Here is a 13566-nt window from a genome sequence, read left to right on the forward strand (position 1 = left end):
ATACGTAGATCACTTACCACATTGGAGTCCCCATGCTGTCCGACCGTTCCGTGCCGATCGTCCGCGCCACGCTGCCCGCCGTCGGCGGAGCCCTCGACGAGATCACCGAGCGCTTCTACGGACGTCTCTTCGCCGCCCACCCCGAGCTCCTGCGCGACGTGTTCAACCGGGGCAACCAGGCCAACGGCGAGCAGCGGAAGGCCCTCGCCGGCTCCATAGCCGCCTTCGCCGTCGCCCTGCTGGAGAACCCGGACGGTCGCCCCGACGCCATGCTGTCCCGGATCGCGCACAAGCACGCCTCGCTCGGCGTCACCTCCGAGCAGTACAAGACCGTGCACGAGCACCTCTTCGCCGCGATCGTGGAGGTCCTCGGCGACGCGGTGACCCCGGAGGTCGCACGCGCCTGGGACGAGGTGTACTGGTTGATGGCCAACGCCCTCATCGCCGTAGAAGCCCGGCTCTACCAGGAGGCGGGGGTCGCCGAGGGGCAGGTCTGGCGGGCCATGGAAATCGCCGAGCGCCGCGACGAAACGGCCGACACGGCCTCCTTCGTCCTGCGGCACGCCGACGGAACGCCCACGGTTCCGTTCCGACCGGGCCAGTACGTGAGCGTCCGGGTCGCACTGCCGGACGGCGCCCGACAGATCCGCCAGTACAGCCTGTCCTCCGCTCCCGAGCACCCGCAGTGGCGGATCACGGTGAAGCGGGTCGACGGCGACCCGGCGGGCGAGGTCTCCTCGTGGCTGCACTCCCACGCCCGCACCGGGGACGCGGTGGAGGTCTCGGCCCCGTTCGGCGACCTGGTCCTGCCCGAGGACGAGAAGCCCCTCCTACTCGCCTCGGCCGGAATCGGCAACACCCCGATGCTGTCCATGCTCCATCACCTCGCCGCCACCGGGTCGAGCCGACGGGTCGTCGTCGTACACGCCGACCGCTCCCCCGCCTCGCACGCACACGCCCAGGAGTTGCAGCGCCTCGTGGACGCGCTGCCGCAGGCAACGCTGCACCTCTGGTACGAGGAGCCGGGCGACTCCGGCGCCCGCCCGGGACGCGCCGACGTCACGGCCGTCGAGCTGCCGGCCGGCGCCACCGCGTACCTGTGCGGGCCGCTCCCCTTCCTGAGGGCGGTGCGCAGCGACCTGCTCGACCGGGGCACCGCCGCAGCCGACATCCACTACGAGGTGTTCGGCCCGGACCTGTGGCTGGGCACCGAGAACTGAACGGCCCCCCTCTCCCCCGCGCCGCCCGTCGCCGTTCGCATGACGACGACGGGACGGTGCCGGAGCCCCCGGCGACGCCCCGCTCCCCGATCGGAGGGAAGCGCCGGAACGACAGAGCCCCGGTTGGACGGGGGATTCCAACCGGGGCCGCTAGCCGTGACGAGGAAAGGGCGGTCGCCGCTGGGGGGGGACCTTGGGGACCGGACCCCTTTGCCGTCACATAGGTAGAACGGTAAACCTTTCTTGAATGTTCCGAGAAATCCCCACCGGGCGATGTGAGTCACCTCACCCGATTTCTCCCGCCCCCGTCAGCCCTTCTGAGGGCGATAGACGGCGCCGGGCCGGGCCTCTCCCGGGGCGAGGAGTTCGGGCACCGTCACGAAGGTGAAGCCCCTGCGCTTGAGCTCGTCGATGATCGGGGGCACGGCCGGCACGGTCCCGTCGTATATGTCGTGGAGCAGGATGATGGCGTCCCGGTGCGCGCCGTCGAGGACGCGCTGCCTGATCAGCTCCGAGTCGGTGGTGGAGTAGTCCTTCGCCGTGACGCTCCACAGGACCTGGGCCAGCCCCAGCTCTCGGCTCACCTCCGACACCTTGTCGTCGGTGCGCCCCTGCGGCGGGCGCATGAGGGTGGGCTTGCGACCGGTGATCGCCTCTATGGCGTCTTGTGTCCTCAGCAGCTGGTCCCGGATCTCCGGCTCGTCGAGGTCGGTCAGGATCTCGTGCGTCCAGGTGTGGTTGGCGATCTCGTGCCCCTCGCCGGCCATCCGCTTGACGACCTCCGGGTAACGGTCGACGTGTTTCCGGCCGAGCAGGAAGAAGGTGGCCGGAACCTGCTTCTCCTTGAGAACGTCGAGGAGTCGAGGGGTGTCCTTGCCGGGGCCGGCGTCGAAGGTCAGGGCTATGCACTTGACCTTCGCGCAGTCGACACGGCGGGGCACGGCCCCCCTCTTGTCGTCCGTCCCGGCTTCCCGCCGGGCGTCCTGAGGGGTGACCGTATCGACTCCACAAGCCCCCAATGCCAACGCCAGCGATGCCGTGGCCAGCAGGGCCCTGGTCGTGGCCCTGCGTCGGCCGGGCCTGAATCGGAACATGGTGGACCCGCTTTCCCCGTAATGCCTTCGATGTGGTCGTTGCCGCTGGTCAGGGCGGCAGACATGATCGAAAGAACTCTACACACGGTGTATAGCGGGGTCCTCGGCGGGGTGGGTCGACGCTCCACGGACACGGGAGAACCCCGGGCAACGCCCGTCCGCGTCACCCGGAGCGTCCTTGCGTTCCTCTCAGCGGGAGGCCAGCAACAGCCGGGCCTCTGTCTCCTGGTCACCGGAGACGGCCTGCAGGGACCGGATGTCGAAGCCCGTGGCCAGCACCTTCTCGACCTCGTCGACGGCACGGTAGCCACCGGTGAGGGTTGCCCCCACCATGTCGGACAAGGAGGTGGGGCCCACCTCTTCGCGCCGTCCGGCGGCGGTGTCGAACGTGGCGGTCCAGACGGTGGTGGCCGGTCCCGCGGCACCCTGCGGACTCGGCGTTTCCACGTCCTCCAGCTGGTAGACGCGGTCGAGAAGCTCGAACACGGCCCGGGCGTCCTCCTGACAGCAGTCGCTGAGCTGCACGGTGACGTCGGTGTCGATGTGCAAGTCGTACACGTCGCTCATCTCCTCGCGGCCCGCCGGTCACTCGTGGCGCCACGCACCCCTCGCACCGGCCGCTCGTCGCACCACGACTCCAGCATCCCTCCGGAGAAGCCGCACCGCGAGGCCCGCCGGCCGCGCTCGGCGGCCTTCGGGGACGCAGCGCCCCGCCGGTGCCCGGAGGCCGCCCGCCAGGGCAAGGACCGAGGAGCCGGTCGAGGCGGAGCGTGACGCCCCCTCGCCGGCCCTGTCCCCTTGCCGGCCCTGTCCGAGCCTCATCGGGCCGGAGCGACAGCCAGGAACCTCCGGCCCCGCTCCTGCACGACCCGCTGGAGTGGCGCTGCAGCCCGGCCTCCGGCCGGCCCCGCACCGGCCGCCGCACCCTGCGTTCCCGTTCCTCCGAACCCGTGAATCCCTGGAACCCCCAGGGGAAAACGCCCCGGGGTGACGAATTGCCCGCCCCGTACGGGCAATCGCTCGCGGGCAGCCGGACACGGCATCCCGTCAGAGGGCGCCGCCCTCCGGGAAGCCGGGCTGCCGCGCCGCAACACCGAGGTGCTCACCGACCCGGTTGACCAGCAGCGTCATCTCGTACGCCACCTGCCCGATGTCCGCCTCCGCCGCGCTCAGCACGCACAGGCAACTGCCTTCGCCCGCCGCCGTCACGAAGAGCAGGGCGTCGTCGAACTCCACCATCGTCTGCCGCGCCCGCCCCGCCCGGAAGTGTCGCCCGGAGCCCCGGGCCAGGCTGTGCAGGCCGGAGGAGACCGCTGCCAGGTGTTCGGCGTCCTCCCGCACGAGCCCGCTGCTCGCGCCCGTCACCAAACCGTCGTTCGACAGCACCAGCGCGTGCCGTATGTACCCGACCCGCTGGGTCAGGTCGTCCAGGAGCCAGTCCAGTCCCTTGTCCAACGCCATCAGTTTCCTCCCCCTAGCCGGAACGCCCCCGTGGGCGGACCCGAGTGGTCCGCAAGGCCCCGTGGTCCGTACCGTCGTGGTCCGCATATCGCCGCAAGCCTTACGCACTGTCGTGAGCAGGGCAAGCACTGCGCCGCACCCGCGCGTGCCGCACTATGGGGACATGGCGAGGATGACAGAGGATCAGTGGCGGGCCTTCGTGTCCGAAGGGACCCGTACGGGCAAGCTGGCGACCGTCCGGGAGGACGGCAGCCCGCACGTCGTGCCGATCTGGTTCCTGCTCGACGGCGACGACTTCGTGTTCAACACGGGGAGGGGCACGGTCAAGGGCCGCAACCTCGCGCGTGACGGCCGGGTGTCCCTGTGCGTGGACGACGACACCCCGCCGTTCGCCTTCGCGTCACTCAGCGGTCGTGCCGAACTCAGCGAGGAACCGGATCAGTTGCGCTACTGGGCGACGCGCATCGGCGGTCGGTACATGGGACGGGACCGGGCGGAGGAGTTCGGGGAGCGCAACGCGGTCCCGGGCGAACTGCTCGTCCGGGTGAGGATCGAGAAGGTGGTCGCCGAGGCCGGCGTTTCCGACTGAGCCCCGTCCCCCGCCCGCCTCCGTGTCCCGCCTCCTCAACCGACCGTGTCCAGGAGCCTGGCGGTGTGCATCCGCCCCGCGTACTCGACCAGGCGGATCAGTACCTCCTTCCCCGAGTCGCGATCCCGCGCGTCGCACAGCACCACGGGCGTGCCGCGGTCCAGGTCAAGCGCCCGGGAAACGTCGTGTGCCCCGTAGGTGCGCGCGCCCGCGAAGCAGTTGACCGCGACCACGAACGGGATCTTCCGGTGCTCGAAGTAGTCGACCGCCGGAAAACAGTCCTCCAGTCGCCGGGTGTCGGCGAGGACGACCGCCCCCAGGGCCCCCTGGGACAGCTCGTCCCAGAGGAACCAGAACCGGTCCTGCCCCGGAGTGCCGAAGAGGTACAGGGAGAGCCCGGAGCGGATCGTGATGCGGCCGAAGTCCATGGCCACGGTCGTGGTGGTCTTCTGATCGACCCCTCCGGTGTCGTCGACCCGTTCGCCGGCCCTGCTGAGCCGTTCCTCGGTGCGCAGGGGCCTGATCTCGCTGACGGCGCCGACGAGGGTGGTCTTGCCGACCCCGAATCCGCCGGCGACCAGGATCTTCAGGGCGAGGGCAGCATCTGCGCCGTCGCCGGAGCCGGTGTTCTCAGAGCGCTCGTAGGCCATCGATCACTTCTCTCAGGATTCTTTCGTCAGGGAGCTGTGCGGGCGGTACGGGCCGACTGACGCGCACGAAGCCCGATGTGAGCAGGTCGCCGAGGAGCACCCGGACGACGCCGACGGGCAGGTCGGCATCGGCGGCGAGTTCGGCCACCGACGAGGTCTCCGCCCGACACAGGGCGAGCAGGGACCGGTGTTCGGGACCGAGGAGCTCCTCCTCGGCAGGCCCCGGGGGGGCGTCGTCCACGACGACCAACGCGATCAGGTCGAACCGGACCGAGCTGGGTCCCGGTCTGGTCCGGCCTCCGGTCATCGCGTACGGACGCACGAGCGGTCCGGCATCGGCGTCGTACCACTGGCTTCCCGGCACCGGCCGGCCCCGGTCCGCGCGATCGTCGTTCATGGCGGCCCCTCCGGGTTCAGCCGGCGGCCGACGGGGGAACCGCGAGCCGCGGCGGAGTGTGCAGGTGCTCGCCGACGCGCTTGACGAGGCGGGCCATCTCGTAGGCGATGAGGCCGACGTCGGCGCTCGCGGCGCTGAGGACGGCGAGGCAGGAGCCGTCTCCGGCAGCCGCGACGAAGAGGAAGCCGTCGTCCATCTCGACCATCGTCTGATGGACCCCACCGGTGCCGAACTGCCGGCCTGCCCCCTTGGCGAGGCTGTGGAAGCCGGAGGCGATGGCGGCCAAGTGCTCGGCTTCCTCCCGGCTGAGTCCGCTGGAGGCGCCGACGGCGAGCCCGTCGTTCGAGAGCACCACGGTGTGGCGGACCTCCCCGACCCGCTGGGCGAGGTCGTCGAGGAGCCAGTCCAGCTCTCCGGAGCGGTGGTGCGGGATCCGCTCGTGGTCGATCATGTGTCGTCTCCTTCGGAGCGAGGGTCTGGAAGGGCGTTGCCGCGTCCGGAGTCGTGGCCCGTGCCGAGGGGACGCCGGGGGGTCGTGGTGCCGCCACCACCCCGCTGCCAGCCGTCCCGATAGGCCGCCATGCGGTCCCGGACCCGTTCCGGAGTGCGCACATCGGTGACGGCCGGGGTCGGGGCGGCTGCGGGGGGCGGCACCTCGCGCAGTTGGGGGACGAGGCTCGCCTGTCGTACGCGCCGGGGCAGTTCACCGTCGGAAGCGTCCCGTCCGGCTGGTTCGAAGCGCCCTGCGGAGCCTCCGCCCGCGGGTGCGGCGGGCGTCTGCTCCGACGGGAGCGGCGGTGCGGGGGGCGGTCCGTGCCGGTGCAGTTCGGTGACTCCGTTCGGGGGCCGGGTGCTCCCGGGGTCCGTACCGGATTCCGGTCGCGTGCCCGGCGGGGGGAGCGCCGTCGGACGCGTCGGGGGCTGCGGCCGGGTTCCGTGGGCCCGGGGGGGGGGGGGGGCGGGGGGGGGGTGCGCCCCGGGCCGGGGGGGGGGCCCCCCGCCGGCCGCGGCGGGGGCGGGGGCGGGGGCCGGGCCGCCTGGGGGGGCCGGCGGACGGGTGGGGTTCCCGCCGATGGCCGGGTGGCGGCCCCGCGGCCGGCCTCGGCGGGTGGTGTCGGCCCGCCGGGAAGCCGCGGCGGCGGGCCGCCCCGGTGGGAGGGGTGCGGACCGGGGGGCCGCCCGAAGCGGCGGGCCTCGGCGCGGTGCGCCTCCTCCCGCTCACGCGCGGCGCGTGCGCCCCCGGGGGGACGGTTGCCGCTGCGCCCCTCGCCGTCTTCCGGCCGTTCGGCGGCGTGGGCACCGGTGCTCCCCGGGTGCGGGGGTTCGGCCCGGAGGGTTTCGGGGCCGTGCGCCGGTGCGCCGCGCCCCTGTGCCGCGGTGGCCTGGAGGAGACCGGTCGGAAGCAGGACGACGGCCGTCGTGCCACCGTAGGGAGAGTTCCTCAGGTGGACCCTGATGTCGTGGCGGGAGGCGAGGCGGTTGACCACGAAGAGGCCGAGTCGATCGCTGTCGAAGAGGTCGAGGGCTTCTGACCGGGCGATGCGGGCGTTCGCCTCGGCGAGCGCCTCCTTGCCCATACCGAGCCCCCTGTCCTCGATCTCCAGGGCATAGCCGTTGCCGACGGGTTCCCCCACGACCCGCACTTTGGTGTGGGGCGGCGAGAACTGGGCCGCGTTCTCGATGAGTTCGGCGAGGAGGTGGGTGAGGTCGGCGACGGCTCCGCCGATGACGGCCGTCTCGGGGAGTCGCCGGACCTCCACGCGCGCGTAGTCCTCGATCTCGGAGACGGCGGCGCGGACCACGTTGGTGAGCGGGACGGGCATCCGCCAGGCCCGGCCCGGAGCGGCGCCGGAGAGGATGATCAGGCTCTCGGCGTGGCGTCGCATGCGGGTCGTGAGGTGATCGAGCCGGAAGAGGTCACCGAGCTCACCGGGGTCGTCGGCGCGCCGCTCCATGCTGTCCAGCAGGTTGAGCTGGCGGTGGACGAGGACCTGGCTGCGTCGGGCGAGGTTGACGAAGACCCCGGAGATGCCGCTGGCGAGCTCGGCGCGCTCGGCCGCAGCGGAGAGGGCAGCTCGATGGACGATGGCGAGGGCCTCGCCGACCTGGCCGATCTCGTCCTGGGAGGAGCGTTCGGGCGGGGCTTCGGCCCGGACGTCGATCTCTTCGCCCGCGCGGAGCCGCCGCATGGCTTCGGGGAGTTTCCGGCGCGCGATGACCAGGGCGGTGTTGCGCAGGCTGACGAGCTCGACGACGAGGCCACGGCCGATCCGCACGGAAATGACGAGCGAGGCGGCGACGGCCGCGAGTCCGAGGACGACCGCCGCACCCCCCGGGGTGAGGACTCCGCCGAGGAAGGGGTCGGCACGGTCTGCCGCTGCGGCGCGCGCATCCGCCTCGAACGCGGCGAGGTCGACGCGCACGGAGGCGACGGTGTCGTCCCAGTCCGCGGAGGGAACGGCCTGGGCGGCGGGTCGGCCGGGGGACGCGGCGCTGATCCGGTCCTCGGCGCGGGCGAGTCGGAGGTGATCGGTGCCGGCGGAGAGCCGTTCCCATGCGCCGCGCTCGACGGCGGGCAGGTCGTCGAGGGAGGAATCCGTGAGGACGCGGCGGGTCTGGGCGGCTCCGGAGAAGGCGCGGAGCCCCTCCTCGGTGAACCGACCGGTGAGATGGGCGGAAGTGAGCAGCGCGTCCTCGCGGGACAACATTTCGCCGGCCCGGCCGAATTCGAGGAGCGCGCGTGCGTCGGTCGCCCGTTCACCGCCTTGGGTGCGGGTGAGCGCGCTGCTGACGGCGAAGGCCGCGGTGACGGCCTCCGTGTACGCGCCGTACGCCCGGTCCCAGTCGGCGCGCCCGTCGAGCGCGGCGGTGCGGAGTCCGGCGAGGCCCTCCGAAGTGCGGACGAAGCTGCTCACCCTGGCGGCGACGTCACCGGGGAGGCCTCCGGCGTCCCCGACGGTGTGGGTGGCGTCCAGGCGGAGCCGGTCGACGGCCGCGTCCGTCCGGCGGATGCGTTCCCCGAGCTCGGCAGCCCGGGTGGCTCCGGGTGCCGCGATCTGTCGGACGGCGGCTCGCCGTTCGTCCTGGAGGGCGGTGAGGGCCGCCAGCACGGGCTGGTGGACCTCCTCGTCGACGCTTTGGGCGTGGCGGAGCGCGACGACGCCCTGGGCGGTGGTGACGGTGGCGAAGCCCCAGAGCGCGAGGAGCGAGACGACCGGGACCATCAGGAGCGAGACGACCTTGGCCCGGACCGTACGCGGGCGCAGCCCCACGGGCCGGTGGTGGACACGGTGCCCGGCGGGACCGGCGGTGGAGCGAGCGGCGACGGCGCGTGCCGGCGCGCTCGGCTCCGCGGGGGCTTGGCGTTCGGGGGCCGGGGAACCTTCCGGCGCCGGTTCGACGGCGGGCTGCCCTGCATGTGCGCGCCGCCCCCGCGCGGCCACCGGTGGTGACGCCTCGGCGTCCTTGTTCTTGCGGGGAGTTCGCATGGCCTCCTCGTTCCGGCTGTGTCTGCTCTGGTGCGGTGTGGCGTGCGTCGGGTGGACGGGACGGGGGCGGGTGCCCGACGGTCCGGGAGCCGATCTGCTCCAGTGGCCCGCGGGAAGGGAGTGCCCGGGCGGTCGGGGAGGTCGGGCTCGGTCGGCTGCGGGACGTCAGGGCATCGGGGTGCGGGCCGCCGCGGTGGGGAAGCCGGGCGGAGCGACGTCCACCGCGCCTTCGTCCGGTTCGGCGGGGTGTCCGGCGGAGGCGTAGGCGACCCGTTCCGCGGCCGTCGGGGACAGGGCGACGAAGGCGGAGGTGATGAAGAGGTAGGAGCCGAGGCCGACGGCGAGCGGGAAGACGAACTGCATGGCCGTGGCACCGGGAAGGGGGGCACCGGAGGGGAGCACCTCGACCCGTACCGCGAGCATGCCGGTGTAGTGCATGCTGCTGACCGCCGCCCCCATGACGAGGGAGGCGACGGCCACCGCTGCCGGGGCCCGGATGTGAAGTGCCGCCCAGAGCGCAGCCGTGGCGGCGAGGACGGCGATCAGTACCGAGAGGCTGACGAGCAGCGGGTCGTACCGCACCCGGCCGTGGAGCCGGAGGGCCGCCATGCCCGTGTAGTGCATGCTCGCCACGCCGAGGCCCGTGGTGAGTCCGCCGACCAGGAGCGAGCGGCCCCGGTCGCGCCCGTGGCCGACGGCGAAGACCCCGACGCCGACGACGGCCATCGCGATGACGAGGCTGAGGAGGGTGAGCAGGACGTCGTAGTGGATGTCGGTTCCCGTCACGCCGAACCCGAGCATGGCCACGAAGTGCATCGTCCAGATGCCGGTGCCGATCGCGGAAGCGGCCGTGAGCAACCAGTTGCGCCGCGATCGGCCGGTTGCGGCGAGTGCCCGTACGGTGCAGCGCAGTCCGAGGGCGGCACCGATGCAGGCCATCGCGTACGAGAGCGCGGGTGTCAGCCAGCCGAAAGCGGCGTGGTCCAGGTGTCCCATGGCCCAGGGACGGTAGTGCGCATGGAGGGGCGCATTGGGGGCGCATTTCGAAAGCTGGTGGAATGTGACAGGAGGCGACTCCGCACGACCGCACAGAGCTCGAACGGATGCGCAGAAAGTCCACCCCTCCGGGTGCGGGATGATGAGCACATGAGCGATGACCCCCTGCGCGTACGAGAATTCTTCGCCGCCCGCGCCGCTGACTGGGACCGCAGGTTCCCCGAGGACGGTCCTGCGTACGCCGCCGCGGTGGACGCTCTCGGTCTGCGCCCCGGCGACGCCGTCCTGGACGCCGGCTGCGGTACCGGACGCGCCCTCGTGCCGCTCCGGGCCGCCGTCGGCCCCACCGGCACCGTGCTCGGGGTCGACCTCACCCCCGAGATGATCGCGCGGGCCGTCGACGCCGGACGCGGCGTCGAGGGCGGCGGAACCCTCCTGCTCGCCGACGTCGGCAGGCTGCCGCTGCGCGACGGCGTGCTGGAGGCCGTCTTCGGTGCGGGCCTCGTCTCCCACCTCCCCGAGCCCGTCGCCGCCCTCCGGGAGCTCGCCCGGACCGTACGCCCCGGTGGCCGGCTCGCGCTGTTCCACCCGATCGGACGGGCGGCCCTCGCCGCCCGTCACGGCCGGGAGGTCTCCGCGGACGACCTGCGTGCCGAGCCCCGCCTGCGCGTCCTGCTCGCCGAGGCCGGCTGGCGGCTCGTCGACTACGTCGACGAGGACGCGCGCTATCTGGCCCTGGCCGTCCGCGAGGGCTGAGCCACCGGCGCGTCGATCCTCCACGCGCTTTTCCACATCCTCATCACGGATGCCAACGCGCCCTTCTTCCACAGCACTTCACTGTCTACCGTGGAGGTGCCGGGCAGTCGTGCCCGGGAAAGGCGGCGAGCCGTGGCACGAATGACGGAAAGACTGCGCAGACTCCTCCCCTCCGGCCGGAAGGCGCCCGAAGCCCTCGCGCCGGCGTCATCGCGCCCCCGCCAGGGGCACAACCTCTTCGAAGCCGCGGCCGACTACGTGGCCGCCTGCGCCGAAGGCGATCCGGGCCGGGCCGAGGAAGCGGCGGGCCGGGTCTCCCCCGACATGCTCTCCTTCGGCATCAACGAACTGGCCTGTCGGGCCCTGCTCACCCTCGCCAGGGAACGGAACCAACCCCCGAGCGCCATGGCACGCTCCTTGCTCGGTCTGCGGGAGGTGCCGGCGCCCCGGCATGCGGAAGACACGTGACGCACGCACCCCGAGAACCCGAGGTTTCCCGACGGAGACCCTCGACGCGCGGGTTACCCGCTCGTTAAGGTGCGCCGACGACCAGATGGGGAGGTTGCCGTGGCCGATGCGGACCCGATCGCCGATGCCGATGCCGATGAGCTGTTCGTGCTCACTGCGGCGCTGCTGACGCCCGCACGCTTCCCCAGCGTGCTCGGGGACGACTATCCGGCGGCCTGCGCCGCCCTCGGCCTGTCCCCGTACGCCGAGGGCTACGGGCTCGTGTTCGGACAGGACGGCCTGGGGGCGCGTTGGACCGTGGTGGTCGACGACGTGTCGCTCGTCGCCGTGGCCATCTCCTCCTGGGACTGCGGCATGGCCTACGACCTCTCCCCCGACGAGCGCTCGGTGGTGACCGGACTGCCGGGTTGGCCGCTCCCCGTGGCGACCGCGGCCCCGGGCGTCCCGGCTCCGCACGACCCTCCCCGGGAGGAGGGCGCACCGGCTCCACTGAGCCCGCCCTCGGGCGAACGTTGGGGCCCCGCCCAACGGCGGCTGGGCGCCGACGAGGTGGCGCTCCAGTGGGCCTCCTGGCGGGCCCGGGCGGACGACGGGGGGACCGAGCCGGTCCCGGCGACCGGCCCCGGAGGTCCCGCGCCGGGAACCGGCGGACCGCTGACCGGGTCCGGCGAGAACCTCTCGGGAGCCGGCCTTGCCGCTCCGGTGCGCGGTTCCGGCGCACCGGCTTCCGGTGGGGCGGCTCGGGCTGCGCTTTCCGGCGACCCCTACAGCGGGGTCAGGAAGGCCTTGGTCGAGCTGCACGGCTATCTGGAGGACCCGCCGCCCGTGGGTCGGGTCCGCTCGTCGGCCGGAGTCCTCCGCGCGGACGGCCCCGGCTGGTCGCTCGTGGCCAAGGCCGACGACATGGCGTTCGTCCTCCTCGACGAGCTGCCGCGCGCGGTGCTGCCCGTGGGGCGCGGGCCCCAGCTTCCGGCCCTCCTCGCTGCGCTGGACGCCATGGCCGTACGCCCCTCCTGAACCCTCCGTGGACGCCGGGCCGGTGTTCCGCTCGCTCGTGACCGCCTCCGGCCCTATTCTGCGCCGCCCGCGCGGAGCCCTGCACCCACCCGGTGCAGATGTCCGAGGGCCTGGCGGTAGGAGTCCAGGAAGCCGGTCTCCGTGTAGGGAACGCCCAGTGCGGCGCAGTGAGCGCGTACGGCGGGCCGGGCCAGACGGAGGTTCGGGCGGGGCATGCTCGGAAAGAGGTGGTGTTCGACCTGGTAGTTGAGCCCGCCGAGGAACCAGTCGGTCAGGGCGCCGCCCCGGATGTTGCGCGAGGTGAGCACCTGCCTGCGCAGATGGCCCCAGTTCTCGCCGTCCGGATGTGCGTCGGGGCGCTCCATGCCCTTGTGATTGGGGGCGAAGGCCAGGCCCAGGTGAACACCGAGCGCCATCTGGTGGAGGAGAGCGAACACCAGCGCCTGGGCGGGGGTCAAGAAGGCGAGGAGGAGCGCCGCACCACCGGCGAAGTGGGCCAGGATCAGTACGGCTTCGACGAGCCGCTCGCTCCGGCGCCGAAAGGGGCCGTCCTCCGCGAGAAGGGCCCGGATCCCGTAGGCCTTGAGGGCCAGGCCTTCGAGGGTGGTCAGCGGGAAGAACAGCCCGGCTTGGTGGCGGGTGAGGAAGCCGCGCAGGCCCCGGCGGCCGAGCGTCTGGTGCTCGGCGAAGACGAGTACGTCGGCGGCGACGTCAGGGTCCTTGTCGAGGTGGTTGGGATGGGCGTGGTGTCGGTTGTGCTTGTCGTTCCACCACTCCCGGCTCATCCCGAGGAAGAGGTTGGCGTGCACGAGCTGGAGGATGCGGCCCGTCGTGCGGTTCGCGGTGATCTGCGCGTGCCCCGCGTCGTGGCCGACGAAGGCGGCGCGTGCGGAGAACAGCGCGAGGGGAAGGGCGAGCGGCAAGGCCCACCAGGAGGGGCCGAGCAGGGCGAGCCCGACGACCACGGCGGCGACACCGAGGAGGTTGGTGGCGATGCTGCGGGCGTACCAGCCGGGGCGGTGTTCGAGGAGCCCCTGCTCCTTGATCGTGCGGAGGAGCGGGGTGAACTCGCTGCCGTTCCGGGAACGGGCGGCCGGCGGGACGGGGGCGACGGCCGGGGGTGCGACGGTTGCCTGGGACATGGTGGGCTCCGAATTCCGTCGGTCGGTGAACGCGGTGCGCCATCGACGGGGCAGTGGGCGATGCGCCCGTGAAGAACGTACGGATCGGTGATCGTCCGGGACCATGGCGCCACCACCCGTCCGGAACAGGGGGGACGTCGGGGGATCGTGGTGGGGCGACCCCCACCGCGGCGGGAGGGGAGCACGGGATCGGCCCACGGGGCACGCGAGCCGTGCCGACGCCGGGAAGTGACGCGCCTCACCCGTGAAGGGGACACGGGCGGCCCACCCGTCCCGTACCATCGGCAG

The 13566-nt window shown here is 72.8% G+C and carries 13 protein-coding genes and 1 pseudogene; 5 read left to right on the forward strand and 9 right to left on the reverse strand.

Annotation, left to right across the window (positions count from 1 at the left end; all coding sequences use genetic code 11):
- The first annotated feature begins 32 nt into the window (after positions 1-32).
- Entirely contained in the window at positions 33-1220 is a 1188-nt protein-coding gene (locus ACFW22_RS20260; protein ID WP_386406371.1) for a globin domain-containing protein, read from the forward strand.
- A 308-nt stretch (positions 1221-1528) separates the two neighbouring features.
- On the opposite strand, the gene ACFW22_RS20265 is transcribed toward ACFW22_RS20260, so the two are convergent.
- The 3 genes from ACFW22_RS20265 to ACFW22_RS20275 all read right to left on the reverse strand — a co-directional run bounded on the left by ACFW22_RS20265 (position 1529) and on the right by ACFW22_RS20275 (position 3775).
- Complete coding sequence (locus ACFW22_RS20265) at positions 1529-2314, reverse strand: polysaccharide deacetylase family protein (RefSeq protein WP_386406374.1); 786 nt, start codon at positions 2312-2314, stop codon at positions 1529-1531.
- Between the two features lie 189 nt (positions 2315-2503).
- Positions 2504-2881, reverse strand: coding sequence for a hypothetical protein (locus tag ACFW22_RS20270; RefSeq protein WP_386406377.1), 378 nt, complete (start codon positions 2879-2881; stop codon positions 2504-2506).
- A gap of 480 nt (positions 2882-3361) precedes the next feature.
- A complete protein-coding gene (locus tag ACFW22_RS20275) occupies positions 3362-3775 on the reverse strand; it encodes a roadblock/LC7 domain-containing protein (RefSeq protein ID WP_386406380.1) in 414 nt (137 codons plus the stop codon).
- A gap of 163 nt (positions 3776-3938) precedes the next feature.
- Between ACFW22_RS20275 and ACFW22_RS20280 the strand changes: the two genes are divergently transcribed.
- Entirely contained in the window at positions 3939-4364 is a 426-nt protein-coding gene (locus ACFW22_RS20280) for a PPOX class F420-dependent oxidoreductase (protein WP_386406383.1), read from the forward strand.
- Between the two features lie 35 nt (positions 4365-4399).
- On the opposite strand, the gene ACFW22_RS20285 is transcribed toward ACFW22_RS20280, so the two are convergent.
- The 5 genes and pseudogenes from ACFW22_RS20285 to ACFW22_RS20305 all read right to left on the reverse strand — a co-directional run bounded on the left by ACFW22_RS20285 (position 4400) and on the right by ACFW22_RS20305 (position 9895).
- Positions 4400-5014 carry an ATP/GTP-binding protein gene (locus ACFW22_RS20285; protein WP_386406386.1) on the reverse strand — a complete coding sequence of 205 codons (615 nt, stop codon included), beginning with the start codon at positions 5012-5014 and terminating at the stop codon, positions 4400-4402.
- A complete protein-coding gene (locus tag ACFW22_RS20290) occupies positions 4995-5411 on the reverse strand; it encodes a DUF742 domain-containing protein (protein ID WP_386406389.1) in 417 nt (138 codons plus the stop codon). Before ACFW22_RS20290 ends, ACFW22_RS20285 begins: the two co-directional genes overlap by 20 nt.
- A gap of 16 nt (positions 5412-5427) precedes the next feature.
- Complete coding sequence (locus ACFW22_RS20295) at positions 5428-5862, reverse strand: roadblock/LC7 domain-containing protein (protein ID WP_386406392.1); 435 nt, start codon at positions 5860-5862, stop codon at positions 5428-5430.
- A gap of 1003 nt (positions 5863-6865) precedes the next feature.
- Positions 6866-8899 (reverse strand): annotated as a pseudogene (locus ACFW22_RS20300) (nitrate- and nitrite sensing domain-containing protein); the annotation flags it as partial.
- A 165-nt stretch (positions 8900-9064) separates the two neighbouring features.
- On the reverse strand, positions 9065-9895 hold the full coding sequence (locus tag ACFW22_RS20305) for an MHYT domain-containing protein (protein WP_386406395.1): 831 nt from the start codon (positions 9893-9895) through the stop codon (positions 9065-9067).
- 150 nt (positions 9896-10045) lie between these two features.
- Between ACFW22_RS20305 and ACFW22_RS20310 the strand changes: the two genes are divergently transcribed.
- The 3 genes from ACFW22_RS20310 (at position 10046) to ACFW22_RS20320 (ending at position 12136) form a co-directional block, all read left to right on the forward strand.
- Complete coding sequence (locus ACFW22_RS20310) at positions 10046-10651, forward strand: class I SAM-dependent methyltransferase (protein WP_386406398.1); 606 nt, start codon at positions 10046-10048, stop codon at positions 10649-10651.
- Between the two features lie 141 nt (positions 10652-10792).
- On the forward strand, positions 10793-11119 hold the full coding sequence (locus tag ACFW22_RS20315; protein ID WP_386406439.1) for a hypothetical protein: 327 nt from the start codon (positions 10793-10795) through the stop codon (positions 11117-11119).
- A gap of 99 nt (positions 11120-11218) precedes the next feature.
- Positions 11219-12136 (forward strand): hypothetical protein, encoded by a 918-nt coding sequence (locus tag ACFW22_RS20320; RefSeq protein WP_386406401.1) that lies wholly within the window; start codon positions 11219-11221, stop codon positions 12134-12136.
- A gap of 53 nt (positions 12137-12189) precedes the next feature.
- On the opposite strand, the gene ACFW22_RS20325 is transcribed toward ACFW22_RS20320, so the two are convergent.
- Positions 12190-13278, reverse strand: a complete 1089-nt coding sequence (locus ACFW22_RS20325; protein ID WP_386406404.1) for an acyl-CoA desaturase — start codon at positions 13276-13278, stop codon at positions 12190-12192.
- Positions 13279-13566: the final 288 nt, after the last annotated feature.

Source organism: Streptomyces sp. NPDC058872 (assembly GCF_042743065.1).
Lineage (GTDB): Bacteria > Actinomycetota > Actinomycetes > Streptomycetales > Streptomycetaceae > Streptomyces.